The organism is Pseudomonas botevensis, assembly GCF_019145475.1.
Classification (GTDB): domain Bacteria; phylum Pseudomonadota; class Gammaproteobacteria; order Pseudomonadales; family Pseudomonadaceae; genus Aquipseudomonas; species Aquipseudomonas botevensis.
Genome location: NZ_JAHTKI010000016.1, coordinates 131,994 through 157,420 on the forward strand (window position 1 = coordinate 131,994; position 25,427 = coordinate 157,420).

General features: G+C 62.2%; 20 protein-coding genes and 1 pseudogene. 11 read left to right on the plus strand and 10 right to left on the minus strand.

Going from position 1 to position 25,427, the window contains the following annotated elements; genetic code table 11:
* Nucleotides 1-132: 132 nt before the first annotated feature.
* The 9 genes and pseudogenes from KVQ74_RS19855 to gap form a co-directional block, all read right to left on the minus strand.
* Nucleotides 133-1,482, minus strand: coding sequence for a CoA transferase (locus KVQ74_RS19855; protein ID WP_217832859.1), 1,350 nt, complete (start codon nt 1,480-1,482; stop codon nt 133-135).
* Between the two features lie 38 nt (nt 1,483-1,520).
* Entirely contained in the window at nt 1,521-2,276 is a 756-nt protein-coding gene (locus tag KVQ74_RS29625; protein ID WP_404822709.1) for a methyl-accepting chemotaxis protein, read from the minus strand.
* A 102-nt stretch (nt 2,277-2,378) separates the two neighbouring features.
* Nucleotides 2,379-3,659 (minus strand): annotated as a pseudogene (locus KVQ74_RS29630) (PDC sensor domain-containing protein); the annotation flags it as partial.
* A gap of 213 nt (nt 3,660-3,872) precedes the next feature.
* The gene (locus KVQ74_RS19865) at nt 3,873-4,268 is read right to left on the minus strand and encodes a YbaN family protein (protein ID WP_217832861.1); all 396 of its coding nucleotides are present in this window, start codon (nt 4,266-4,268) and stop codon (nt 3,873-3,875) included.
* Between the two features lie 161 nt (nt 4,269-4,429).
* A complete protein-coding gene (locus KVQ74_RS19870; RefSeq protein ID WP_217832862.1) occupies nt 4,430-5,026 on the minus strand; it encodes a biliverdin-producing heme oxygenase in 597 nt (198 codons plus the stop codon).
* Nucleotides 5,027-5,137: 111 nt separating this feature from the next.
* On the minus strand, nt 5,138-7,723 hold the full coding sequence (locus KVQ74_RS19875; RefSeq protein WP_217832863.1) for a TonB-dependent receptor: 2,586 nt from the start codon (nt 7,721-7,723) through the stop codon (nt 5,138-5,140).
* A 122-nt stretch (nt 7,724-7,845) separates the two neighbouring features.
* The gene (locus KVQ74_RS19880) at nt 7,846-8,811 is read right to left on the minus strand and encodes a FecR family protein (protein WP_217832864.1); all 966 of its coding nucleotides are present in this window, start codon (nt 8,809-8,811) and stop codon (nt 7,846-7,848) included.
* Between the two features lie 110 nt (nt 8,812-8,921).
* On the minus strand, nt 8,922-9,440 hold the full coding sequence (locus KVQ74_RS19885; protein ID WP_217832865.1) for an RNA polymerase sigma factor: 519 nt from the start codon (nt 9,438-9,440) through the stop codon (nt 8,922-8,924).
* Between the two features lie 190 nt (nt 9,441-9,630).
* Nucleotides 9,631-10,632, minus strand: coding sequence for a type I glyceraldehyde-3-phosphate dehydrogenase (gene gap, locus KVQ74_RS19890; RefSeq protein ID WP_217832866.1), 1,002 nt, complete (start codon nt 10,630-10,632; stop codon nt 9,631-9,633).
* A gap of 220 nt (nt 10,633-10,852) precedes the next feature.
* Between gap and edd the strand changes: the two genes are divergently transcribed.
* From edd to KVQ74_RS19945, 11 genes are all read left to right on the plus strand, one after another.
* Nucleotides 10,853-12,679 carry a phosphogluconate dehydratase gene (gene edd, locus KVQ74_RS19895; RefSeq protein WP_217832867.1) on the plus strand — a complete coding sequence of 609 codons (1,827 nt, stop codon included), beginning with the start codon at nt 10,853-10,855 and terminating at the stop codon, nt 12,677-12,679.
* Nucleotides 12,676-13,629, plus strand: coding sequence for a glucokinase (locus tag KVQ74_RS19900; RefSeq protein ID WP_217832868.1), 954 nt, complete (start codon nt 12,676-12,678; stop codon nt 13,627-13,629). Before edd ends, KVQ74_RS19900 begins: the two co-directional genes overlap by 4 nt.
* A 118-nt stretch (nt 13,630-13,747) precedes the next feature.
* Nucleotides 13,748-14,479 (plus strand): response regulator, encoded by a 732-nt coding sequence (locus KVQ74_RS19905; protein WP_025112821.1) that lies wholly within the window; start codon nt 13,748-13,750, stop codon nt 14,477-14,479.
* Nucleotides 14,480-14,510: 31 nt separating this feature from the next.
* Nucleotides 14,511-15,938 (plus strand): ATP-binding protein, encoded by a 1,428-nt coding sequence (locus KVQ74_RS19910; RefSeq protein ID WP_217832962.1) that lies wholly within the window; start codon nt 14,511-14,513, stop codon nt 15,936-15,938.
* A gap of 106 nt (nt 15,939-16,044) precedes the next feature.
* Complete coding sequence (locus KVQ74_RS19915) at nt 16,045-17,304, plus strand: D-mannose isomerase (RefSeq protein ID WP_217832869.1); 1,260 nt, start codon at nt 16,045-16,047, stop codon at nt 17,302-17,304.
* A gap of 118 nt (nt 17,305-17,422) precedes the next feature.
* A complete protein-coding gene (locus tag KVQ74_RS19920) occupies nt 17,423-18,724 on the plus strand; it encodes an ABC transporter substrate-binding protein (RefSeq protein ID WP_217832870.1) in 1,302 nt (433 codons plus the stop codon).
* Between the two features lie 157 nt (nt 18,725-18,881).
* Nucleotides 18,882-19,790: a carbohydrate ABC transporter permease gene (locus tag KVQ74_RS19925; RefSeq protein ID WP_217832871.1), complete on the plus strand. Its 909-nt coding sequence runs from the start codon at nt 18,882-18,884 to the stop codon at nt 19,788-19,790.
* The gene (locus KVQ74_RS19930) at nt 19,783-20,628 is read left to right on the plus strand and encodes a carbohydrate ABC transporter permease (RefSeq protein WP_217832872.1); all 846 of its coding nucleotides are present in this window, start codon (nt 19,783-19,785) and stop codon (nt 20,626-20,628) included. Before KVQ74_RS19925 ends, KVQ74_RS19930 begins: the two co-directional genes overlap by 8 nt.
* A 2-nt stretch (nt 20,629-20,630) precedes the next feature.
* Nucleotides 20,631-21,791 carry an ABC transporter ATP-binding protein gene (locus KVQ74_RS19935; protein ID WP_217832873.1) on the plus strand — a complete coding sequence of 387 codons (1,161 nt, stop codon included), beginning with the start codon at nt 20,631-20,633 and terminating at the stop codon, nt 21,789-21,791.
* A gap of 126 nt (nt 21,792-21,917) precedes the next feature.
* On the plus strand, nt 21,918-23,267 hold the full coding sequence (locus tag KVQ74_RS19940) for a carbohydrate porin (protein WP_217832874.1): 1,350 nt from the start codon (nt 21,918-21,920) through the stop codon (nt 23,265-23,267).
* A gap of 115 nt (nt 23,268-23,382) precedes the next feature.
* Entirely contained in the window at nt 23,383-24,237 is an 855-nt protein-coding gene (locus KVQ74_RS19945) for a D-hexose-6-phosphate mutarotase (RefSeq protein WP_217832875.1), read from the plus strand.
* 213 nt (nt 24,238-24,450) lie between these two features.
* Here KVQ74_RS19945 and KVQ74_RS19950 read toward each other — a convergent pair whose 3' ends face one another.
* Nucleotides 24,451-25,311 carry a MurR/RpiR family transcriptional regulator gene (locus KVQ74_RS19950; RefSeq protein ID WP_169842436.1) on the minus strand — a complete coding sequence of 287 codons (861 nt, stop codon included), beginning with the start codon at nt 25,309-25,311 and terminating at the stop codon, nt 24,451-24,453.
* Nucleotides 25,312-25,427 lie beyond the last annotated feature (116 nt).

Genomic DNA, 25,427 nt, shown 5'->3' on the forward strand with positions numbered 1-25,427 from the left:
AAATACCGAGTTGATTATGGATTCGGTGCGGCCCGTCCAGGTTGACGCAGTTTTTGAGCATCCCCCATTCGGCTCCCTCTCCCCTCGGGGAGGGCTGGGGTGAGGGGAGCGGCCTTGAGTCATGCACAACAGTCAAAACCACCGCGCCCGATGCGCCCCCAACTCCGTAGCCGGTAAAGCCCATTGCAATGGCGTTCCCTCTATCCGCAGCGGCACCTGCAACCGATGTGCCGGCCCCCACGGTGTCTGCTCCACCCGCAAGTCCTGATCCTGTTGATCCTCGGCACGCAACACCTCATTCGTCCCCGGCCCATGCTCGATCAGCAGCTTCGCCGTGCGCGCCAGTGACAACCGTGCCGAACTGCCCCGTCCACTGTGCAAGCGCTCGCTCAGCAACCGGATCGCACTCGCTGCCATCAAATACCCGGTGGCGTGATCCAGTGCCTGTACCGGCAGTGGCGTGGGCTTGTCGGCATGTTTCCAGCGCTGTCCGGCCTCGGCGATGCCGCTGCTCATCTGCACCAGACTGTCGAAGCCCCGGCGGTTCTGCCACGGGCCGCTCCAGCCGTAGGCATTCAGGCAGACGTCGATCAACCCCGGCGCCAGTTGTCGGCGGCGTTCGGCACCGAAGCCAAGGTGTTCCAGCGCATCGGCGCGATAGCCGTGGAGCAGGATGTCGGCGTCTTGCAGCAGCCCCTCGAACACCGCGCGATCCGCCGGATCCTGCAGATTGAGGCGGGCACAACGCTTGCCGAGGGTCATTTCCGACACCACGCCGGGTTCGTTCCAGGTCGGTGGATCGATGCGCAACACATGGGCGCCGAGGCCGGCGAGAAAGCGGCTGGCGGTGGGGCCGGCGAGGACACGGGTCAGGTCGAGTACCTTGAGGCCGGCCAGCGGTTGCGCCATCGAGCCTTGCCACGCCTGGCGGTTTTCCTCCGGGTGATCGAGGAACTGAGCCAGCGGCTCGGCATTCACCGCCAGTCCTTGCGGATGTTGCTGCCATTGCGCCCAGCTGCGCATTTCAGCGGCGCAGCCGTTGGCGTCGACCACCGCTTGTTCCAGATCGGCGCTGGACCATCGCGCGACTTTCGCTGCCATCGCCGCACGGTCGGCACAGGCACCCAGCACGCTTTCAGCGGCGGCGCGATGGTGCGGGGCGTTGGTGTGCAGACGAATCCAGCCGTCCTTCGTCGGATAGTCACCGGCGACCGGATCCCACAGCGGCGGCACTTCCCAGCCGATCGGTCGCAGTGAGGCGGCAAACCAGAATGACGCGAGGCGGCGGTCAACTTCTACGCTGGGCAAGTCGCCGGTTTGCTGCTGGAGGAGTTCGGCGACGGCTTGCCCGGCAGCGGCAATGCTCGCACAGGCAAGGTCGGTGACGGCAAACACCGAGGGCACAGCGCCTTCGCCGGTCAACGGAATCGGTGTGTGGGACAAGCCGAGTGCGGCTTGAACGGACGTGAGCAGATCAGTCATCGCAGGCCCTCCGGAAGAGGGCCTGATCATAAATCAAATCAGACGCGGAACTGATCCATCAACTTCATCTGCTGGCTCGCCAGGGCATTGAGCTGGCTGCTGATCGCCGCCGATTCGGTGGCCTGTTCGGTCAGGGTTTCGGTCACGGTGCGGATCGCCGAGACGTTGCGGTTGACCTCTTCGGCCACCGCGCTCTGCTGTTCGGCGGCGCTGGCGATTTGCAGGTTCATGTCGCTGATGACCGTCACCGCGTCGCTGATCTTGCCCAGGGCGTCCACGGCCTGGCGGATCTGCCCGGCATTGTTGTGGGCCTGGGTCTGGCTCGAGTGCATGGTCGCGACCACGCCACGGGTGCCGGTCTGGATGCGCTCGATCACCAGGCGGATTTCCTCCACCGAATCCTGGGTGCGCTTGGCCAGGTTGCGTACTTCGTCGGCGACCACCGCAAAACCGCGTCCGCTCTCGCCGGCGCGGGCCGCTTCGATCGCCGCGTTGAGGGCCAGCAGGTTGGTCTGCTCGGCGATGCTGCGGATCACCTCCAGCACCGAACCGATCTGCTCGCTGTTGACCGCCAGCGCTTCGACTTCGGCCACCGCTTTGCTGACCTCGTCGGCCAGTTGATTGATGTCGCGGGTGCTGCGCTCGATGATCGACATGCCGTCCTTCGCCGATTGGTCGGCGCCTTTTGCCGCGTTGGCAGCGTTCGAGGCGCTGTTGGCGACGTCGTGGGCGGTGGCGCTCATTTCGTTGGACGCGGTGGCGACCTGATCGATTTCGCGGAACTGCACCTGCATGCCTTCACTGGTCTGGCGGGCGATTTCCGAAGACTGGTCGGCGGTGCCTCGGGCTTCGGTGATGCTCTGCTTGATCTGCGCGATGGTCGGTTGCAGCTTGTCGAGGAAGCGGTTGAACCAGTTCACCAGCTCGCCCAGCTCATCCTTCTTGCTGTAGTGCAGACGCTGGGTCAGGTCGCCTTCACCGCTGGCGATGTTTTTCAGCATCTCGGCGACGCTGTTGATCGGCCGGGTGACGCCCGATGCGGTCAGCCAGATCAGCAGCAGCCCCACCAGGCCCGCGACTACCGCCACCAGCAATGCGGTGAGCGTGCCGGTTCGCTGGGCGTCGTCGAGCACGGCTTGCAGCTTGACCGAATCGGCCAGCAGCACTTGCTTGGGCAGGTCGATGACCACCGCCCAGGCCTTGGAATCGGCAATCGGATTGACCGGGTACACCGCGCGGATCAAATCGCCCTGTTCGAGGATCTTCGGTGCGCCGGCACCGAGCAGTTGCAGGATGTCCTTGCCTTCGGCGCCGAGGGTTTCGCCGATGCTTTTGCCGACCTTGCTCGCGTCGTTGCTGTAAGCGCCCAGCACGCCGCTGCCGGAGACGATCAGCATGTGCCCGGCGCTGTTGAACAGCTCACGCTGGGAGTCCACCGCCGCCGCTTGCAGGGCGTCGAGGGCGATGTCGATACCGACCACGCCGATCGCCTTGCCGTCCACCAGCAGCGGTACGGAAATGGTGGTCATGAGCATTTCCTTGCCGCCGACGGTATCGGCATAGGGGTCGAGCAGGCAGGTGCGCTTGTTGTCGCGCGGGCAGGTGTACCAGCTGTTGTAGGGCGTGCCGCTGAGGCTCAGGGTGGTCTTGGTCATGTCGTCTTCGACCATGATCGTGTTCAGCGCGGCCCCGGCGGCACGGCTCCAGTACGTCGCGAAGCGCCCGGCTTCGTTGGACTGGCGGGCGGCATCGTTGACGAATTCGCTGTCCTTGCCATCGAGGCCATTGGGTTCGAACGCCAGCCACACGCCGAGCACTTTGCCGTTGCGCTCGAACGCGGTTTTCACGCTCTGGTTCAGCTCCTCGCGCAGGGCTCCGGCGTCCAGCGAACGCTTGGCGGCCATCACCCGCATGTCCTTGATCTGATCGGCCAGGGCGGTGATCACCGTCAGGCTTTCGCCAAAGGTTTTCTGCACCCGCACGGCCTGCTCGCCAGCCTTGGCCTGCAACAGATTCTGCACACTGGCGGTGAGCATCTTGCTGCTGGAGTCGTTGACCAGTTCGTCGTTCTGGTTGGTCTGGTAGATGTTGATGCCGACGATCAGCGCAACCACGCCGAGCAGACACAGGCCGGACAGCAGGACGATTTTCAGGCGAATGGAAAGAGAGTCGAACATGGGGCGATCTCGCGAATGGAATGTACGGTTGGCCACGGGGCGGACTCACCCGGTTCGCCAAATCCATTCAGCGCCATGTTTTGCTCATCGGCGCATAACGAGGGCGCATGAATGGCCTGCCGACGAACGGTCATGGCTAAACGTTTGCGCAGGAAAATGTGCTGAAAAGGCACTTAATTACAGTGAAGTTTCACGGCTGTTGCAGGGGTGTGATCAGACAGGATCAGGCAGGGATTCGGGGCGCGACCAGATCCACAGGTTGCCCAGGCTCATGCCGGCGATTGCCAGGTAGATTGGCCAGCCGTGATCGAGCATTACCAGCATCAGGGTGGCGCACAGCAACATGCTGACTGTGGCGCTGACCTTGGCCTTGCGGGCGATGATCTTGCCGTTGCGCCAATTGCTCAGGATCGGCCCGAACAACCGATGGTTTTCCAGCCAGGCACTCAGGCGCGGCGAGCTGCGCGTCGCGGCCCAGGCAGCGAGCAGAATGAACTCGGTGGTCGGCAGGCCGGGCACGACAATGGCGATCAGGCCGATGCCGAGGCTGACGTAGGCCAGCAGGCCGAACAGCACACGGGCTAGTTTTGAGGAGGCGGGTTGCGGCATGGGCTCGGAACAAGACTTCTGAAGCGGGAGCGGGATCTTACAGGCTTACGCAATTCCCTGTGGGAGCGGGCTTGCTCGCGAAGAGGCCGTGTCAGCCGCCGACTGTGTTGACTGACACAGCGCATTCGCGGGCAAGCCCGTTCCCGCAAGGGGAGAGCGGGTCAGGCCGGTTCGGCTTCCGCCGCGTAAGCCTGCTCCAGCAGCACGGTGAAGCGGTTGAAGGCATCGAGGGCGCCTTGCTCGGCTTCGGCTTCTTCCTCGGCCGTGAACTGCAGCGAGTCCAGGGTTTTGACGAAGCGCTTCCAGCCTTCGGCGCGACCACCTTCCGGCTCGCCGAGGTGACGGGCGCCGAAGGTTTCGCTCAGTTCCAGCGCCACCGCGCGTTTGATCAGGAACGCGGCGCCGAGTTTCGAGCCTTCGGAGACGAAGATCCAGCCCAGGGCGCGGGCCTTGCTCGGGTTCTTCACCGCGCCGGCCACCGGGGCCGGGATTTCAGTATCCAGGTCCGCCAGGTCAGCCTTGGCCGCTTCGGCGCGGCAACGGGCTGGCAGGTCAGGCACGATGGCGGTCAGTTCGGCATCGTTGTACAGGTCGACCAGCTCCGACTGGAACAGGTACTGCGCAACCACGAAACGGGCGAAACTGGCGCGGGTCTCGAACGGCGCATGGGCCTTGACCAGCGCATCGAGCTTGCTGTGCGGTTCGTGGGTGATCTGGTTCAGGCGTTGCGAACGCAGGGATTTTTCCGGGGCAGTCATGAGATGTCCTTGAAAAGAATTGGCACTTGATAACGAGACGAACGGGCCAGTGCCGGACAGTAAAAAAACCTCACTGCGCGACGATGAACGCACGCAGTGAGGCGGGCAGTATCAGATGTCCCAGATCAGGTTGACCGCAAAGTTGCGACCCGGTTGAGTCAGACGGTCGAGGTTGGCCGGGCTCAGTACCGCCGCTTCGCCGACGCTGTCGTAACCGCGCACGTCATCCCACAGCCAGTATTTTTTGTCGGTCAGGTTGTAGATACCGCCGCTGACGGTGACGTCGTTGGTAACTTTGTAGAACCCGGTCAGGTCAAGAATGCCGAAGCCCGGCGACTTGAACTGGCTGCTGACACCGTCCGGCGACTTGAAGTTGCTGTCGTCGACGCGATCCTTCTTCTTCACTACGGTCCAGCTCAGCAGGCCGCCGTAGTTGTCCTGGTCGTAGCCGAGGCCGAACACGCCGGTCAGCGGGTTGACGCTGTTGAGCGGCTCGCCGCTGTCGTCGTTGCGACCGTAGGCGTAGGCAATCGAACCCTGGGTGTACAGGCCTTGCGGCGCTCCGAAGGTATCCAGGTTCAGGCGACCCTTGACCTCGGCACCCTTGATGGTGGCGTGCTTGATGTTGTTGGTCTGGAAGGTCAGCTCGCTGTAGCCGGGAGTGACGGCGTCTTCGTTGATGAAGTCGCGGTACTTGTTATAGAACACCGCCACATCGAACGAGCCGGACTCGAAGTTGCCGCGCAGGCCGGTTTCATAGCTTTTGCTTTTTTCCGGTTCCAGATCCGGGTTCGGCGCCACGTTGTAGCCGGTGGTGCTGTTTTCGAAACGTCCGTACAACGCTTTCGCGGTCGGGGTGCGGAAGCCTTCGGCGTATTGACCGTACCAGGTGTAGTTCTCGCTCAGGGCGTAGGTCAGGCCGAATTTCGGCGAGACTTTGTGCCAGGTCTTGTTCTCGTCGCTGACGGTGCCCAGGCCATCGGCGGCCACGGTGTTGAGGAATTCCTGGGTGATGTGCGGCTTGAGCTGGGTGTAGTCGTAGCGCAGGCCCGGCAGGAAGGTCCAGTTGTTCCAGCTGATCTGATCCTGGGCGAACAGGCTGTAGGTGTTGATGGTCGGGTCCGGGAAGTCGCTGGACTTCTTCAACACGTCGGCCGCACTGGTGGCGCCGATGGCGGTGCAGCCACGACCGACCGCCAGGCACTTGCCGTCGCCGCTGCGCGAACCGGTGACTTCCTGCTGCTTGAGGGTGGTGCCGTAGGTCAGGACGTGATCGGTGGCGCCGATGCTGAAAGCCTTGTCCGCCTGAGCGTCGAAGATCCACTGCTTCTCTTCGTAAATCGTGTCGCGGGTGCGCAGCACTTTACGGGTGATCGGGTAGTAGAACTCGTCGGTGCTCTGGTCGGTCTTGGCGGTCTGGTGGTTGAGGCTCCACTTCACGTTGTCTGCCAGCAGGCTGTTCAGCTCGAAGCTGTGTTCCAGACCGAAACGTTCGCGGGTGATGGTGTCGTTACCGGTGCGCCACTGGTACATGCCGCCGGGCAGCACGCTGTCCGGGATGGTCGGGGCGCCGTTGAAGTACGGGCCGCCGTAGGCGCTTTTCTGATCGGTGTCGCGATCATCCTTGTACTTCTCGTAGGTCAGGCCCAGGCGCGAACCTTCGTTGTAGTTCCAGCCGATTTTTGCCAGTACGTTGGTCGCTTTCACGTCTTCCGGGTTGGCGGCGGTGCGCTCAAGGCCAGTGCCGTTGTTGCTGCCGTAAGAGTCGGTTTCATGGCCGTCGCGCTGGCTGTAGTGCAACAGACCGTCGAACTGGTCGGCGCGACCGGCGACGGTGGCGGACTTCAGCCAGCTCTCGTCGGCGGAGCTGTAGCCGGTTTTCAAACGGGCGCCGACGTCCTTGCCCGGTTTGATGATGTCATCCGGGTCGAGGGTGAAGTAGCTGACCGCGCCGCCGATGGCGTTGCTGCCGTACAGCACCGAGGCCGGGCCGCGAAGGATTTCCACACGCTTGATGATTTCCGGGTCGACGTAGTTGCGCTGGGTCTTGGCGTAGGGGCCGTTGAAGAAGCCGTCTGGCACTTCGACGCCGTCGACCTGAGTCAGGATGCGGTCACCGTCGATGCCACGGATGTTGTAGCCGCTGATCCCGCCACGCTGACCGGCGCCGCCCACGGAGACGCCCGGCTCGTAGCGCACCAGATCCTTGATGGTGTTGACGTTGTTGCGATCGAGCTCTTCGCGGGTGTGTACGGTGACGGTGCTTGGCACGCTGTTCACCGACTGCTCCTGACGGGTGGCGCTGATGGTCACCTGATCGAGATTGAGCGCGCCGCTGGTGCTGCGTTTCTCCAGCACGACGTTGTTGTTGCCCAGTTTGCGGAAGCTCAGGTTGGTCCCCACCAACAGGCGCTCCAGGGCTTTTTCCGGTGGCAGCGAACCGCGCACGCCCGGCGACGACACGCCTTCACCCAATTGCGCCGGCAAGCCGACCTGCCAGCCCGTGACGGCAGTGAAGGCATTGAGCGCCGACACCAGCGGCTGCTGACCGATGGCGAACGAGTAGTCGCCCATGTTGCGCGCCGGCTGTTCGTTGGCGGCCATCAGCGGCGCGGTGCCGGCCATCAGGATGGCGGCGGTCAGCAGCGACAGCACGCGGGAAGGGGAAGAGGTCTGGCGGGTAAGGCGTGAGGACATCGATAGCGCTCCGTGTCGCACGAATCTTTATAGGTGCTGATTGAGTTCGCGAGATGCGAATCAATTGCATTGGCTATAACGAGACGAACGAGCTTTCGCTATCGAGTAAAAATAATTCTCATTTAGTTCAAAATCACCAGCGCCGGGAATTCCTGGAGCTTGGCCGAGGTGATGTGGGCCAGCGAACGCACCACGTCCAGCGGCTGGTCGAGACGGTAATTGCCGGTGACGGCGACGTCGGCCAACTGCTCGTTGGTGTTGATGATCCAGCCCGGATAGTAGCGACGCAGCTCCGCCAGCACCTGGCTCAGCGGGCAGTTTTCGAACACCAGCCGACCCTGCACCCAGGCCAGATCGGTGGCGGCGTCGACTTTCGCCGGACGGTCGAAACCGTTGGGGCCGATGCGGATGCTTTCCCCGGCGGACAGACGCACCCGGGCGTCATCACGGGTGGCTTGCAGATCGACGTCGCCACGCTGCACGCGGACCTGCGCCACGCCGTCGAGGTAGCGCACGGCGAACGCGGTGTCGCGCACGCTGGCCTTGACCGGGCCGGCATCGATTTCCAGCGGCTGGCCGCGATTGGCCGCGACCTCGAAAAACGCCTCGCCCTGATACAGTCGAGCCACGCGTTTCTGCTCGTTGATCGTGCTGGAGAACGCCGAATTGGTGTTGAGCAGAACCTTCGAGCCGTCCTCCAGTTGCAGGCGCTGGCGTTCGCCGACGACCGTCAGGTGATCGGCCTGCAAACGCATCGGCAGATTGCTGAAACTGAACAGACCGAGCACAAGAACGGCGGCGGTAGCCAGCGGTTTCCAGTGCGGACGCAGCCGGGTGAGGACGGTGACTTTTGCCGGTTTTGCCGCCAGGTGTTGCGCACATTCGGCGACTTGCGGGCCATCCCAGATCGCCTGGGCCTTGGCGAACGCCGCCGCATTCAACGGGTCCGCCGCCAGCCAGGCATGAAATTGCCGGGTCTGCTCTTCATCCGGACTGCCGAGCACGATGAGCCAGTCCAGGGCCTGGTCCATTGCGCTTGCGGCGTCCTGCGCCGATGAGGGCGAAGGCGAGCGGTGGGTGTCCGTCACGGTGTTTCCTCGGCAGTGTCTGTGCACGGCTGTTTTTTTAGTGAAGCGTAAAAGTCGGGCAAGGGTAACAAAGCCCGATGATCCGTGCAGTCGATCTGCAACCGGCCGGCTCAGTCGCCATTCAGGCGTTCGGCGACGCCAATGCAGATGGTCATGATCAGCTTGAGTTCTTTCTGCACGGTGCTGAGGGACACGTTCAGTTCGCTGGCGATTTCCTGATAGCTGTGCCCGTGCAGGCGGCTGAGGATGAAAATCTGCTGCTGACGCGGGCTGAGTTCACTGAGGCTCACGTTCAGGCGCTCCAGCAATTGTTCGGCGTGGGCGGCGTCTTCGGCGCTGCTGGCGGGGGCGGCGACGCTGTGCACCACGTCCTGTGGCACGTCGTCGACCATGGTGCGCGAATGGATCTTGCGCGCCCGCAAATGGTCCAGCGCCAGATTGCGCGCGGTCTGGAAGACAAAGGGTTCAAGGTGATCGATGGCCCGCTCGCTCAACGCCCGCGTCACGCGCAGGTAGGTTTCCTGCAACAGGTCTTCGGCGGTGCTGTGGTTGTTGACCATCCGTTCCAGCGTGCGCAGCAGCGAATTGCGCTGGGCAAGGAAGACGTGATTGAAGTGCGATTGACTCACGGGAGGACCTGATCCGTTTCGAGCGAATGATAATGCTTATCATCCAGTCGAGTGGTCAAGTCCTGATTTCAAAATGAAGATGTGGAAACGGGCTGGCTTGCGAAGGCTGCGTGTCAGTCGAAATCAAGGCTGACCAACACGGCCTCTTCGCGAGCAAGCCCGTTTCCACAGGAGGGATGGGGACGACTGCTTACTCGGCGTTGCACAGCGCCAGGCAGTTATCGAGCATGCGGTTGGAGAAGCCCCATTCGTTGTCGTACCAGGCCAGCACTTTCAGCAATTTGCCGCTGGATTTGGTGTGGTTGGCATCGAAGATCGACGACAGCGGGTTGTGGTTGAAGTCGCTGGAAACCAGCGGCAGCGCGTTGTAGCCGAGAATCTTCGAATGCTGGCTGGCGGCCTTGAGCAGGGCGTTGACTTCGTCGGCAGACGCTTCGCGCTTCAATTGCACGGTCAGGTCCACCAGCGACACGTTGATCACCGGTACACGCACGGCCATGCCGGTCAGCTTGCCTGCCAGCTCCGGCAGCACCAGGCCCACGGCTTCGGCGGCGCCGGTCTTGCTCGGGATCATGTTCTGAGTGGCCGAACGGGCGCGGTACGGGTCGCTGTGATAGACGTCGGTCAGGTTCTGGTCATTGGTGTAGGCGTGGATGGTGGTCATCAGACCGCTTTCGATGCCCAGTTCGCGGTGCAGCACCTGGGCCACCGGGGCCAGGCAGTTGGTGGTGCACGAGGCATTGGAAATGATCTGGTGCGACTGGCGCAGGATGTCGTGGTTCACACCATAAACGACGGTGGCGTCGGCGCCCTTGGCCGGTGCCGAGATAATCACTTTGCGTGCGCCGGCAGTAATATGCGCGGCGGCTTTGGCGCGGTCGGTGAACAGACCGGTACATTCGAACACCACATCAATCTTTTCCGCCGCCCAGGGCAGGTCGGCCGGGTTGCGAATCGCGCTGACCGAAATGCGGTCGCCGTTGACGGTCAGGCTTTCGTTGTCATGCTGAACATCGGCATCGAACGTGCCGTGAACGGTGTCGTATTTGAGCAGATGGGCGTTGATCGCGCTGTCGCCCAGATCGTTGATGGCGACGATCTGCAAATCCTGTCGATAGCCTTGGGTATACAGTGCGCGCAGGACATTACGGCCGATGCGGCCAAAACCATTGATTGCGATTCGAAGAGTCATTGAGCAGCGCCGCCGTCGTTTTGTTGTTGGAATTACAAGATTATTCGCATAAAAATAGAAAACAAGCCTTTTTAGTGGCAATATTTTGTTTTATCTACAACGAGTGACCTGAATCAACTGGTCCGAATGATCAAGAAAACCGTCTGTCATCCCACGCATGCGGGCTTTTGATCAGCATAGACAATCAGGTCGCCACATCCGTTAGCCTGGAGTTCTACACATGCATCCCCGCGTCCTTGAGGTCACCGAACGGCTTATCGCCCGCAGCCGCGCCACGCGTCAGGCTTACCTTGCACTGATTCGCTCAGCTGCCACTGACGGGCCGATGCGCGGCAAGCTGCAATGCGCCAACTTCGCCCACGGTGTGGCCGGTTGCGGCAGCGAAGACAAGCACAGCCTGCGGATGATGAACTCGGCGAACATCGCCATTGTGTCTTCGTATAACGACATGCTCTCGGCGCATCAGCCGTACGAAGTCTTCCCGGAGCAGATCAAGAACGCCCTGCGCGAAATCGGCTCGGTCGGCCAGTTCGCGGGTGGAACTCCGGCGATGTGCGATGGCGTGACCCAGGGCGAGCCGGGCATGGAGCTGAGCCTGCCGAGCCGCGAAGTGATCGCGATGTCCACGGCGGTGGCGCTGTCTCACAACATGTTCGACGGCGCGCTGATGCTCGGCATCTGCGACAAGATCGTGCCGGGACTGATGATGGGTTCCCTGCGTTTCGGCCACCTGCCGACGATCTTCGTACCGGGCGGGCCGATGGTTTCGGGGATTTCCAACAAGGAAAAAGCCGACGTGCGCCAGAAGTACGCGGAAGGCAAGGCCACCCGCGAAGAGCTGCTGGAATCGGAAATGAAGTCCTACCACAGCCCCGGCACCTGCACCTTCTACGGCACCGCCAACACCAACCAGTTGCTGATGGAAGTCATGGGCCTGCACCTGCCGGGCGCCTCTTTCGTCAACCCGAATACGCCGCTGCGCGACGCGCTGACTCGCGAAGCCGCGCATCAGGTCACCCGTCTGACCAAGCAGAACGGCAGCTTCCTGCCGATCGGCGAAATCGTTGACGAGAAGGCGCTGGTCAACTCGATCGTCGCGCTGAACGCCACCGGCGGCTCGACCAACCACACCCTGCACATGCCGGCCATCGCCATGGCGGCGGGCATCCAACTGACCTGGCAGGACATGGCCGACCTCTCCGAAGTGGTCCCGACCCTGAGCCACGTCTATCCGAACGGCAAGGCTGACATCAACCACTTCCAGGCCGCTGGCGGCATGTCGTTCCTGATCCGCGAACTGCTTGAAGCGGGCCTGTTGCACGAAGACGTCAACACCGTGCTCGGCCATGGCCTGAGCCGCTACACCAAAGAGCCGTTCCTCGATAACGGCCAACTGGTATGGCGCGAAGGTCCGACCGAAAGCCTCGACGAAAACATTCTGCGCCCGGTGGCGCGGGCGTTCTCGCCGGAGGGCGGTCTGCGGGTGATGGAAGGCAACCTCGGCCGCGGTGTGATGAAGGTGTCTGCCGTGGCGCTGGAAAACCAGATCGTCGAAGCGCCGGCCATGGTGTTCCAGGATCAACAGGATCTGGCCGATGCGTTCAAGGCCGGTCTGCTGGAGAAAGATTTCGTCGCGGTGATGCGCTTCCAGGGGCCGCGCTCCAACGGCATGCCGGAGCTGCACAAAATGACGCCGTTCCTCGGCGTGCTGCAGGATCGCGGCTTCAAGGTCGCGCTGGTGACGGACGGACGGATGTCCGGCGCCTCGGGGAAAATCCCGGCGGCCATCCACGTCAGTCCCGAAGCTTATGTCGGCGGCGCTTTGGCGCGGGTGCAAGAGGGCGATATCATCCGCGTCGATGGCGTCAAAGGCACCCTGGAACTCAAGGTCGACGCCGCAGAATTTGCAGCGCGCGAACCGGCCAAAGGCTTGTTGGGCAACAACATCGGCAGCGGTCGCGAACTGTTCGGCTTCATGCGCATGGCCTTCAGCTCGGCGGAGCAGGGCGCCAGCGCCTTCACTTCTGCCCTGGAGACGCTTAATTGAAACTGGCTTTGGTCGGTGATATCGGAGGCACCAACGCACGGTTCGCGTTGTGGAAAGATCAGCAGCTCGAAGCGGTGCAGGTGCTCGCCACGGCCGACCATGCCAGCCCGGAGGAGGCGATTGCCCTCTATCTGAGCGGGCTCGGTCTGGCGCCGGGGGCCATCGGTTCGGTGTGCCTGTCGGTGGCGGGGCCGGTCAGCGGTGACGAGTTCAAATTCACCAACAACCACTGGCGCCTGAGTCGCAAGGCGTTCTGCCAGACCTTGCAGGTCGAGCAACTGTTGTTGGTCAACGATTTCTCGGCCATGGCGCTGGGCATGACCCGTTTGCAGCCCGGCGAATTCCGTGTGGTTTGCGAAGGCACGCCTGAGCCGTTGCGTCCGGCGGTGGTGATCGGCCCGGGCACCGGCCTGGGTGTCGGCACCTTGCTCGATCTTGGCGAAGGGCGTTTTGCCGCGTTGCCGGGAGAGGGCGGTCACGTCGATCTGCCGCTGAGCAGCCCGCGTGAAACCCAGTTGTGGCAACACATTTACAACGAAATCGGCCATGTCAGCGCCGAAACCGCGTTGAGCGGTGGCGGCTTGCCGCGTGTCTATCGGGCGATCTGCGCGGTGGACGGGCATGAACCAAAACTCGACACGCCGGAGGCGATCACCGCCGCCGGCCTGGCCGGTGACCCGATCGCCCTGGAAGTGCTGGAGCAGTTCTGCTGCTGGCTCGGCCGTGTGGCCGGCAACAACGTGCTGACGACCGGCGGACGCGGCGGGGTGTACATCGTGGGTGGCGTGATTCCGCGCTTCGCCGATTTCTTCCTCGAAAGCGGCTTTGCCCGCAGCTTCGCCGACAAGGGTTGCATGAGCGATTACTTCAAGGGCATTCCGGTGTGGCTGGTGACGGCGCCGTACTCGGGCCTGATGGGCGCGGGTGTGGCGCTGGAACAGGCGGGTTAAAAGTGGTTGCAGGTTGTGGGAGCGGACAAGTCTGCTCCCACGGCAGTTTTGTGGTGTTTGTAAAATCAGTGCTTAAGGCATAATCCGCCCCAATTCCAATAATCAGGATGCCTTCGAAGTGAGTTCAGTCAACAAGTCGATTTTGTTGGTCGATGACGACCAGGAGATACGCGAGTTGCTGGAGACGTACCTGACCCGCGCGGGTTTTCAGGTGCGTGCCACGGCCGATGGCGCCAGTTTTCGCCAGGCGTTGAACGAGGCGCCGAGCGATCTGGTGATTCTTGATGTGATGCTGCCCGATGAAGACGGCTTCAGTCTGTGCCGCTGGGTGCGCCAGCATCCGCGTCAGGCCCAGGTGCCGATCATCATGCTCACTGCCAGTTCCGACGAAGCCGACCGGGTGATCGGTCTGGAGCTGGGCGCCGACGATTACCTCGGCAAACCCTTCAGCCCGCGCGAGCTGCAAGCGCGAATCAAGGCGTTGCTGCGTCGCGCGCAATTCGGTCAGGAGCGCAGTGGCAGCGAAGTGCTGGCCTTCGACGAATGGCGGCTGGACATGGTCAGTCACCGGCTGTTCCACACTGACGGCGAGGAAGTGATTCTGTCCGGCGCCGACTTCGCCCTGTTGAAACTGTTCCTTGACCATCCCCAGGAAATTCTCGACCGCGACACCATCGGCAACGCCACCCGTGGCCGTGACCTGATGCCGCTGGATCGCATTGTCGACATGGCTGTCAGCCGCTTGCGCCAGCGTCTGCGCGACACCGAAAAACCGCCGCGCCTGATCCGCACCGTGCGTGGCAGCGGTTACCAACTGGCAGCCAATGTGGTTGCCGGCAATGGCCACTGAGTTGTTGCGCCAACTCGCGCGCAAGGTGCCGATGCCGCGTTCGCTGCTCGGGCGGATGCTGTTGCTGACTTTGCTCGCGGTATTGTTCGCGCAGACGTTGTCCAGCGTGATCTGGGTGTCGCAACTGCGTGCGACGCAACTTGAAGGCCTGGTCACCAGCGCCCGCAGTCTGGCGCACTCAATGACCGCCAGCGTCAGTTACTTCCGCTCCTTGCCTGTGGCCTATCGACCGCTGGTGCTCGATCAGTTGCGCAGCATGGGCGGCACGCGCTTCGTGGTGACGCTCAACGACAAGCCGCTGGGCATGGACGTGTTGCCGGTCACGCCACGCAAAGCGGCGGTGATGAAAGCCGTGGACGAAGTGCTGCATCAGTCCCTCGGCCAGGACACCGACATCTCGGTGACCTTCGTCAGCCCCGAGGATCTGCGGATCTTCAACGCCGGCCTGAAACTCGATGAATTGCCGCGTTCGTGGGCGCATTACGCGCTGACCCTGGAGCCGGTGAATCCGCCGGTGCTGGTCACCCAGATCCAGATGGCCCCGGGCGAATGGCTGTACATCGCCTCGCTGCTGCCCGAGCCTTACACCAGCCTTGAAGAACAAGGCCTGCCGTCGCAGCAGGTGTGGTTCATCGTGCTGACCAGCGGATTCTTGCTGTTGTTCATCGGCCTGTTGGTGCATTGGCAGAGCCGGCCGCTCAAGCGTCTGGCCCGGGCAGCGCGGGATCTGTCGCTGGGGGCTGACGTCGAGCCGGTGGCCGAGGGCGGCGGCAGCGAAGTGGTCGAGGTGGGGCGTGCATTCAACACCATGCGCGAGCGCATCAGCCGTTACCTGACTGAGCGTGCCCAGTTGTTCAGCGCGATTTCCCATGACCTGCGCACGCCGATCACCCGGCTGCGCCTGCGGGTCGAGCTGCTGGAAGACGAGCAGTTGCAAGCCAAGTTCGGTCGCGATCTGGATGAGCTGGAGCTGCTGGTCAAAGGCGCGTTGCAGTGCGTGAAGGACACTGACATCCACGAGAACATCGAGTCGGTGGATCTGAACCACGTACTCGAATGCCTGGTGGAACCGTACCTGGCACCGAATGGCAACGGCCGTGTGACCCAGCAGGGGCGGGCGCTGGCAGCGTATCCGGGCAAGCCGCTGGCGCTGAAACGCTGCATCGGCAACCTGATCGACAACGCGCTGAAATACGGGCGGAACGCACATCTGCACATCGATGACGATGAGAGTGCGTTTGTCCTGCACGTCGACGACGAGGGACCGGGCGTGCCCGAGCAGCGCCTGGAGCAAGTCTTCGAACCGCACTTCCGTCTGGCCGGACAGCAGCAGGGGTACGGGCTGGGATTGGGGATTGCGCGCAACATTGCCCACAGTCATGGCGGGGAGGTGACGTTGCAGAATTTGCGTGAGGGCGGGTTGCGGGTGACCCTGCAGTTACCGCGCTCGGTGGATTGAACGTCCTTTGTCACGGTTTGGTGACAAAACCCGCCCCCTTCGTTACAAGCCCGCCCCGGCCCGTTGTTTAGACTGCCCGCAGTCATAACAACAAAAAGGGCCACCCATGGATCAGTTCAATCCAGGCTTCAGCAGTTGGCTGAATGCTCCTGCCCACCAGCACTGGCTCGCGGCCGAAGGCCTGCGCCTGCTGGCGTTCGCCAAGGCTTCACGACTTCCCGAAGGGTTCGGCAACCTCGATGAGCGCGGTCATCTGCCCGCCGGTGCGCAGGCCGAAACCATGAACACTGCGCGTATGACCCACAGCTTCGCCATGGCCCACATTCAGGGTCTGCCGGGGTTCGCCGAACTGGTCGATCACGGCATCCAGTCCCTGCGCGGGCCGTTGCGTGATGGGCTGCACGGCGGCTGGTTCGCCAGCGCCGAACACCGTGACGGCAACACCGGCAAGAATGCCTATCTGCATGCCTTCGTTGCTCTCGCCGCCAGCTCTGCCGTGGCCGCCCGGCGTCCGGGCGCCCAGGCGCTGCTCGATGACGCAATCGACATCATCGACAGCTATTTCTGGAGCGAAGAAGAGGGCGCCATGCGCGAGTTCTTCAACCGCGACTGGAGCGAAGAGGAAGCCTATCGCGGCGCCAACAGCAACATGCACGCCACCGAAGCCTTCCTCGCGCTGGCCGATGTCACCGACGACCCGCGTTGGCTGGTGCGCGCCCAGCGCATCGTCGAGCGGGTGATCCACGGTCACGCTGCCGCCAACGACTATCTGGTGATCGAGCATTTCGACCGCGACTGGCAGCCGCTGCGCGAATACAACCACGACAATCCCGCGGACGGCTTTCGCCCTTACGGCACCACCCCGGGCCACGGTTTCGAGTGGGCGCGGCTGTTGCTGCACCTCGAAGCGGCGCGCGTGCGGGCCGGCATGCTCACGCCAGGCTGGCTGGTCACTGACGCGCAGAAACTGTTCGAGCACAACTGCCGTCACGGCTGGGACGTCGATGGCCTGCCGGGCATCGTCTACACCCTCGACTGGGACAATCGCGCGGTGGTGCGCCATCGTCTGCACTGGACGCACGCCGAAGCCAGCGCCGCCGCCAGTGCCTTGCTCAAGCGCACCGGCGATGAGCAGTACGAGGCCTGGTATCGACTGTTCTGGGAATTTTGCGAAACGAATTTCATCGACCGCTGCGACGGCAGCTGGCACCACGAGCTCGACCCGCAAAACCGCCCGAGTGCCGATATCTGGGCAGGTAAGCCGGATCTGTATCACGCCTGGCAAGCGGTGTTGATCCCGCGTCTGCCGCTCGCGCCGAGCATGGCGACGGCGCTGGCGTACTTGTCCCAGAGCGTTCCTGTGTAACCATGCGGTGACATTTGCGCGTCCCTTCGTTACCTGCGAGGGCGCGCGCCCTGTTTAAACTCCTGTGCAGCGCAAGCACCAGACTTGCATGCATAACAACAAGAAAGGTACATCTCAGATGAATGCGATTTCTCGCCTCGCTACTGTCATTTCTGTCGCCTCCCTGTTCCCGCTCGCAATTCTGCCTCTCAGTGTTTCCGCTGCCGAATCCAAAGGTTCGGTCGAAGTCGTGCACTGGTGGACCTCCGGTGGCGAAAAAGCCGCTGTCGATGTGCTCAAGGCGCAAGTTGAAAAAGACGGTTTCACCTGGAAGGACGGCGCCGTTGCCGGTGGTGGCGGTGCGACTGCCATGACCGTGCTGAAAAGCCGTGCCGTCGCCGGCAACCCGCCAGGCGTGGCCCAGATCAAAGGCCCGGACATCCAGGAGTGGGCCTCCACCGGCCTGCTCGACACCGACGTGCTGAAAGACGTTTCCAAGTCGGAAAAGTGGGACAGCCTGCTCGACAAGAAAGTCTCCGATACCGTGAAGTACGACGGTGATTACGTGGCCGTGCCGGTGAACATCCACCGCGTCAACTGGCTGTGGATCAACCCGGAAGTCTTCAAGAAAGCCGGCATCGAAAAAGCCCCGACCACCCTCGAAGAATTCTATGCCGCCGGTGACAAGCTCAAGGCAGCGGGTTTCATCCCGCTGGCCCACGGCGGTCAGCCTTGGCAGGACAGCACCGTGTTCGAAGCCGTCGTGCTTTCGGTCATGGGCGTGGATGGCTACAAGAAAGCCCTGGTCGACCTGGACAACGCTGCGCTGACCGGCCCGGAAATGGTCAAGGCCCTGACCGAGCTGAAGAAAGTCGCGACCTACATGGACCAGGACGGCAAAGGCCAGGACTGGAACCTGGAAGCGGCCAAGGTCATCAACGGCAAGGCCGGCATGCAGATCATGGGTGACTGGGCCAAGTCCGAATGGACTGCCGCCAAGAAAGTCGCTGGCAAGGACTACGAGTGCGTAGCGTTCCCGGGCACCGACAAGGCGTTCACCTACAACATCGACTCCCTGGCCGTGTTCAAGCAGAAGGACACGGGCACTGCAGCCGGTCAGCAGGACATCGCCAAGGTCGTGCTGGGCGAGAACTTCCAGAAAGTCTTCAGCATCAACAAGGGCTCGATCCCGGTGCGTAACGACATGCTGGCCGACATGGGCAAATACGGTTTCGACTCTTGCGCCCAGACCGCCGCCAAGGACTTCCTGGCAGACGCCAAGACCGGCGGCCTGCAGCCGAGCATGGCGCACAACATGGCGACCACGCTGGCGGTGCAGGGTGCGTTCTTTGACGTAGTCACCAACTACATCAACGACCCGAAAGCCGACCCGGCCGATGCCGCGAAGAAACTGGGCACCGCCGTCAAGGCCGCCAAGTAAAGGTCAGCACCGCTCTCCATGGTGAGGGCGGGCTAGCCCGCGAAGGCGTCGTGTCAGGTGATGCACCTGCTGCCTGACACAGCGCTTTCGTGAGCAGGCCCGCTCCCGCCGGGAGGGGATGCCCCAGCCATTTCTTTTCCCTGTACTGGATCTTCCCATGAGTTCTGTTGCTGTGTTCAGCAAGGCCTCGCCGTTCGATGCGTTGCAACGCTGGCTGCCCAAACTGGTGCTGGCGCCGAGCATGTTCATCGTTCTGGTGGGCTTCTATGGCTATATCCTGTGGACGTTCGTCCTGTCGTTCACCACCTCGACCTTCCTGCCAAACTACAAGTGGGCGGGCCTGGCGCAATACGCGCGGCTGTTCGACAACGACCGCTGGTGGGTGGCGAGCAAGAACCTGGCGCTGTTCGGCGGCCTGTTCATCGGCATCACTCTGGTGATCGGTGTGCTGCTGGCGGTGTTCCTCGACCAGCGCATTCGTCGCGAAGGTTTCATCCGCACCATTTACCTGTACCCGATGGCGCTCTCGATGATCGTTACCGGTACGGCCTGGAAATGGCTGCTCAACCCGGGCATGGGCCTGGACAAATTGTTGCGTGACTGGGGCTGGGAAGGCTTCCGTCTCGACTGGCTGATCGACCCGGATCGCGTGGTGTATTGCCTGGTGATCGCAGCGGTCTGGCAGGCTTCGGGTTTCATCATGGCGATGTTCCTCGCCGGCCTGCGCGGCGTCGATCAATCGATCATCCGTGCCGCGCAGATCGATGGCGCGAGCATGCCGACGATCTACTGGAAAGTGGTGCTGCCAAGCCTGCGTCCGGTGTTCTTCAGTGCGGTGATGATCCTGGCGCACATCGCGATCAAGAGCTTCGACCTGGTCGCAGCCATGACGGCTGGCGGCCCGGGTTACTCCTCCGACCTGCCGGCGATGTTCATGTACTCCTTCACCTTCAGTCGCGGCCAGATGGGCATGGGCTCGGCCAGTGCGATTCTGATGCTCGGTGCGATTCTCGCGATCATCGTGCCTTACCTGTACTCCGAGCTGAGGACCAAGCGTCATGACTAGTCTCGCCGACAAACCTTCCATCAGCCTGAGCCGCATTGCGATCTACGCGGTGCTGATTCTCGCCGTCCTGCTGTATCTGGTGCCGCTGGTGGTGATGCTGCTGACCAGCTTCAAGACCCCGGAAGACATCAGCACCGGCAACCTGCTGAGCTGGCCGACCGTGGTCAGCGGCATCGGCTGGGTCAAGGCCTGGGCCACGGTCAACGGTTACTTCTGGAACTCGATCAAGATCACCGTTCCGGCGGTGCTGATCTCCACCGCCATCGGTGCGCTGAACGGCTACGTGCTGTCGATGTGGCGCTTCCGTGGTTCGCAACTGTTCTTCGGCCTGTTGCTGTTCGGCTGCTTCCTGCCGTTCCAGACCGTGCTGCTGCCGGCCTCGTTCACCCTCGGCAAGATGGGCCTGGCGAGTACCACCACCGGCCTGGTGTTCATCCATGTGGTCTACGGCCTGGCGTTCACCACTCTGTTCTTCCGTAACTACTACGTGAGCATTCCCGACGCACTGGTCAAGGCTGCACGCCTGGACGGCGCAGGGTTCTTCACGATCTTCCGGCGGATCATCCTGCCGATGTCGACCCCGATCATCATGGTCTGCCTGATCTGGCAGTTCACCCAGATCTGGAACGACTTCCTGTTCGGCGTGGTGTTCTCCAGCGGTGATTCGCAACCGATCACGGTGGCGCTCAACAACCTGGTCAACACCAGCACCGGCGCCAAGGAATACAACGTTGATATGGCGGCGGCGATGATCGCCGGGCTGCCGACCCTGCTGGTCTATGTGGTGGCAGGCAAGTATTTCGTGCGCGGCCTGACGGCCGGCGCAGTCAAGGGGTAATCATGGCAACGCTCGAACTTCGCAATGTAAACAAGACCTATGGCGCCGGCCTGCCGGATACCCTGAAGAACATCGAACTGTCGATCAAGGACGGTGAGTTCCTGATCCTCGTCGGCCCTTCGGGCTGCGGCAAGTCGACCCTGATGAACTGCATCGCCGGCCTGGAAACCATCACCGGCGGCGCGATCATGATCGGCGACCAGGACGTCAGCGGCATGAGCCCGAAGGATCGCGACATCGCCATGGTGTTCCAGTCCTACGCGCTGTACCCGACCATGAGCGTGCGCGAGAACATCGAGTTCGGTCTGAAGATCCGCAAGATGAGCCAGGCGGCCATCGACGAGGAAGTGGCGCGCGTCGCCAAGCTGCTGCAGATCGAACACCTGCTCAACCGCAAGCCCGGCCAGCTCTCCGGCGGCCAGCAGCAGCGGGTGGCGATGGGCCGTGCCCTGGCGCGGCGGCCGAAGATTTATCTGTTCGACGAACCGCTGTCCAACCTCGACGCCAAGCTGCGCGTCGAGATGCGCACCGAAATGAAACTGATGCATCAGCGCCTGAAGACCACCACGGTCTACGTGACCCACGACCAGATCGAAGCGATGACCCTGGGCGACAAAGTGGCGGTGATGAAGGACGGCATCATCCAGCAGTTCGGCACGCCGAAAGAGATTTACAACGACCCGGCCAACCTGTTCGTGGCGAGCTTCATCGGTTCGCCGCCGATGAACTTCATTCCGCTGCGCCTGCAACGCAAGGACGGCCGTCTGCTGGCGCTGCTCGACAGCGGCCAGGCCCGTTGCGAGTTGCCGATGAGCATGCAGGACGCGGGTCTGGAAGATCGCGAAGTGATCCTCGGCCTGCGCCCGGAACAGATCACTCTGGCGAGCGGCGAGGGCAATGGCCTGCCGAGCATCAAGGCTGAAGTCCAGGTCACCGAGCCGACCGGTCCGGACACCCTGGTCTTCGTCAATCTCAATGACACCAAGGTCTGCTGCCGCCTGGCGCCGGACGTGGCACCGCAGGTGGGCGAAACCGTGACCCTGCAATTCGATCCGGCGAAAGTGCTGCTGTTCGATGCCAAGACCGGTGAGCGTCTGGGAACGGCAGGTGCGCCGAAGGCCGAAGCGCATTCGGCAAACGTCGCCCAGTTCAAGGGCCGCTGAAAGACAACAGATGGGAGCCGTCGGCTCCCATCGGGGGCACGCGGCGGATGGCCTGTTATCCGTCGCAAGTTATGTAAACCGCGTTGGAAAAAAACAGTTAATAACAATAAAGACGAGGATGTAGGGATGAAAAAGAAACACTTAAATGCCCGGTTGATCTGCCAGGTTTCCGCTGCCGCAGCCCTGGTGCTGGCCGGCAACGCAATGGCCGCCGACGCATTCAGCTCCGATTCCAAATGGATGACGGGCGACTGGGGCGGAGAGCGGACCAAGCTGATCGAGCAAGGTATCGACATCAAGGCCGACTACGTGGGGGAAATGGGCTACAACGCCCACGGTGGCTACAACGACGACAAGACCGGCCGCTACAGCGACCAGTTCGGTCTGGGCGTGGCACTGGATCTGCAAAAGCTGTGGGGCTGGGATAACACCCAGACCAAGATCCAGCTCACCAACCGTAATGGCCAGAACATCTCCAACGACCGTATCGGCGACCCGCGTGCCGGCACCCTGAGCTCCTCGCAAGAGGTTTACGGCCGTGGCCATATGGTGCGTCTGACCCAGTTGTGGATTCAGCACCAGTTCTTCGACAACAAGCTCGACGTCAAGGCCGGTTACTTCGGTGAAGGCGAAGACTTCAACACCTTCCCGTGCGAATTCCAGAACCTGGCGTTCTGCGGCTCCCAAGTGGGTAACTGGGCGACCAACATCTGGTACAACTGGCCGGTCAGCCAGGCTGCGATCCGTGTGAAGTACAACATCAACGACGAGCTCTACGCGCAAATCGGCGCGTACAACCAGAACCCGTCGCAGCTGGAACACGGTAACGGCTTCAAACTCAGCGGCAGCGGCACCGCCGGTACTGTATTGCCGGTCGAGCTGGTGTGGTCGCCGAAGGTCAACAGCCTGCCGGGCGAATACCGTGTGGGTTACTACAAGAGCACGGCCGATGCCAATGACGTCCGTGAAGACGCCAACGGTAACGACGCTGCGACCACCGGTGACGCTTACCGCGTTCACAACAGCAAGCATGGCTACTGGTTCGTTGCGCAACAGCAACTCACCAGCCACAACGGCGATGCATCCCGTGGTCTGAACATCGCCGCCAACGCGACGTTCCACGACAAGGACACCAACTTCATCGACAACTACCAGTCGTTGATGTTTGTGTACAAAGGCCCGTTCGACGCACGTCCCAAGGATGACGTCGGTATCGGTTTCGCCCGTATCCATGTCAACGACGACGTGAAGAAAAACGCCGAGCTGCTCAACGCTTCGAACGGTGTTTCGGACTACGACAACCCGGTTTTCTCGCCTATTCGTGAAACCGAATACAACTACGAGATCAACTACGGTTTCCACGTCACCAACTGGCTGACCGTGCGTCCGAACCTGCAATACATCACTCATCCGGGCGGTGTGGATGAAGTGGATAACGCATTGGTCGCCGGCCTGAAAATTCAGTCGGTGTTCTGACGCGTCTGCGATAAGCTCCTCTCCATGTGCGCATATTTGCGGACAGCCAAGGCTGTCCGCTTTTTTTTGGAAGGGCTGGCGCCGCCCTTGGACGATGAATTCGGAACCGTGGCCCATGCATGAGCATCCGCTGCAACGCTTTTTCAGATCCTTGCGCGAACGACCGGTGTTCGCCTGGGAGCGCTATCAGATGCGCGATGTGCTGGTGATCGATCATCCGCTGTGTCAGGCGGTGTTCAGTCGGCAGGGCGCGCAGTTGCTGCATTTCCAGCCACGCGGGCAAAAACCGTGGTTGTGGTGCGCGGCGAAGTGGCCGCACGTCGGCGCGATCCGTGGTGGCGTGCCGGTCTGCTGGCCGTGGTATGGCCGCCATCCCAGCGAGAATGCGTGGCCGTCCCATGGCTGGGCACGACTGCTCGACTGGAAACTGCTCGACAGCAGCAGTGCCGAGGATGGTGTGCGCCTGCACTGGCAATTGCAGCTGTGCGACTGGCAGGTCGACCTGCACGCGCACTTGGGTGAGCGCATGGAATTGCGCCTGAGCACCGAGCACCAGGACGACATGCCGTGCCAGTTGAGCCAGGCTTTGCACGCTTACTGGCGTATTGGTGACGTCGGTGAGATAGCGCTGTCTGGGCTAGAGGGCGCGCAAGGTTATGACCAGCTGAACCGCCAGGCCTGCCAGCAGGAAGGCGAGTTGCGGGTCGAGGGCGGTTGTCAGCGCGTGTTTCAGCACGACGGCGAATTACAGATCAAGGACCACGCCTGGCAGCGTGCGCTGCGCATTGATACGGGTGAGAGCGCCGACACGGTGGTCTGGCACCCGGGCTCGCGACCGTTGCTGGGTGTGAGCTGGGATGAGGTGACAGAGTTTGTCTGCGTGGAGGCGGCGGCAGGCGGGACGGACAGTCTGCATCTGGCGCCGGGGGAGAAAGCGCATTTGAGTTTGCAGGCGTGGGCGGGGGCCTAGGTGTGTCAGTTGCACCGCTGCCCTCACCCTAACCCTCTCCCGGAGGGAGAGGGGACCGATTGGGGGATATTCAAGAGATTCACCGACTTGAACGAATGTCTTTGAATCCATAATCGACCCAATCTTTCAGGTCGATGTATAGCGTCAGCCTCTTCGGTCGGCGCCCTCTCCCTCGGGGAGAGGGCTGGGGTTGGCCTTCAGGCTTTTGAGGCCTCAGTTGAACTCATCACCCACCGGATACCGGCTCGCATTCAAGCTCTCTTTGATCTTGCGCAGATGCGGCTGGAAATCCACGCCTCGGCGCAGCGTCATGCCGGTCGCCAGCACATCCAGCACCGTCAGCTGAATGATCCGCGAGGTCATCGGCATGTAGATGTCGGTGTCTTCCGGCAGCGGAATGTTCAGGCTCAGGGTGCTGGCCTTGGCCAGCGGCGAGTTCTCGGCGGTCAGACCCAGTACCGAGGCGCCGTTTTCCCGGGCGATGCGCGCCACTTCCACCAGTTCGCGGGTGCGGCCGGTGTAGGAAATGATCACGAACAGCTCACCGGTATGCGCCACCGAGGCAATCATCCGCTGCATCAGCACATCGGCATGGGCCGTGACCGCCAGGTTGAAACGGAAGAACTTGTGCTGCGCATCCAGCGCCACCGGGGCTGAAGCGCCGAGGCCGAAGAAGTGGATCTGCCGGGCCTGGATCAACAGGTCGACGGCGCGGCTGATCAGGTTCGGGTCCAGAGCCTGGCAGGCGCTGTCCAGCGAGGCGATGGCGCTGCCGAAAATCTTCTGGGTGTAGGCCTCGGGATTGTCATCGGCCTCAACGGCGCGACTGACATACGCAGCACCGCTGGCCAGGCTCTGGGCCAGTTGCAGCTTGAGTTCGGGGTAGCCGCTGACGCCGAACGAACGGCAGAAACGGTTGACGGTCGGCTCACTGACCGACGCTGCCTGGGCGAGGGCGGCGATGCTGAAGCGGGTAGCCTGCTGTGGGTTGAGCAGGATCACTTCGGCGACTTTGCGTTCGGCCTTGTTCAGCTCTTCAAGGCGACTCTGGATCTGTTCCAGTAAATTTCGCACGCGGTCCATATGGGGTTCCTAATTCACCGGCGCCGATAAGCGCGCGGCTATGCAAATTGGGCCTTTGATGTGGCCCGTGACGGTGGCCTATCCTACTGATGGCTCCGACCGACCAC

Bases quoted from the DNA above. Each gene is read 5' to 3' on its own strand.
- KVQ74_RS19855 (WP_217832859.1), bottom strand. From the start codon at position 1,482: ATGACTGATCTGCTCACGTCCGTTCAAGCCGCACTCGGCTTGTCCCAC.
- KVQ74_RS29625 (WP_404822709.1), bottom strand. From the start codon at position 2,276: ATGCAGGTGCAGTTCCGCGAAATCGATCAGGTCGCCACCGCGTCCAAC.
- KVQ74_RS19865 (WP_217832861.1), bottom strand. From the start codon at position 4,268: ATGCCGCAACCCGCCTCCTCAAAACTAGCCCGTGTGCTGTTCGGCCTG.
- KVQ74_RS19870 (WP_217832862.1), bottom strand. From the start codon at position 5,026: ATGACTGCCCCGGAAAAATCCCTGCGTTCGCAACGCCTGAACCAGATC.
- KVQ74_RS19875 (WP_217832863.1), bottom strand. From the start codon at position 7,723: ATGTCCTCACGCCTTACCCGCCAGACCTCTTCCCCTTCCCGCGTGCTG.
- gap (WP_217832866.1), bottom strand. From the start codon at position 10,632: ATGACTCTTCGAATCGCAATCAATGGTTTTGGCCGCATCGGCCGTAAT.
- edd (WP_217832867.1), top strand. From the start codon at position 10,853: ATGCATCCCCGCGTCCTTGAGGTCACCGAACGGCTTATCGCCCGCAGC.
- KVQ74_RS19910 (WP_217832962.1), top strand. From the start codon at position 14,511: ATGCCGCGTTCGCTGCTCGGGCGGATGCTGTTGCTGACTTTGCTCGCG.
- KVQ74_RS19915 (WP_217832869.1), top strand. From the start codon at position 16,045: ATGGATCAGTTCAATCCAGGCTTCAGCAGTTGGCTGAATGCTCCTGCC.
- KVQ74_RS19920 (WP_217832870.1), top strand. From the start codon at position 17,423: ATGAATGCGATTTCTCGCCTCGCTACTGTCATTTCTGTCGCCTCCCTG.
- KVQ74_RS19925 (WP_217832871.1), top strand. From the start codon at position 18,882: ATGAGTTCTGTTGCTGTGTTCAGCAAGGCCTCGCCGTTCGATGCGTTG.
- KVQ74_RS19930 (WP_217832872.1), top strand. From the start codon at position 19,783: ATGACTAGTCTCGCCGACAAACCTTCCATCAGCCTGAGCCGCATTGCG.
- KVQ74_RS19935 (WP_217832873.1), top strand. From the start codon at position 20,631: ATGGCAACGCTCGAACTTCGCAATGTAAACAAGACCTATGGCGCCGGC.
- KVQ74_RS19940 (WP_217832874.1), top strand. From the start codon at position 21,918: ATGAAAAAGAAACACTTAAATGCCCGGTTGATCTGCCAGGTTTCCGCT.
- KVQ74_RS19945 (WP_217832875.1), top strand. From the start codon at position 23,383: ATGCATGAGCATCCGCTGCAACGCTTTTTCAGATCCTTGCGCGAACGA.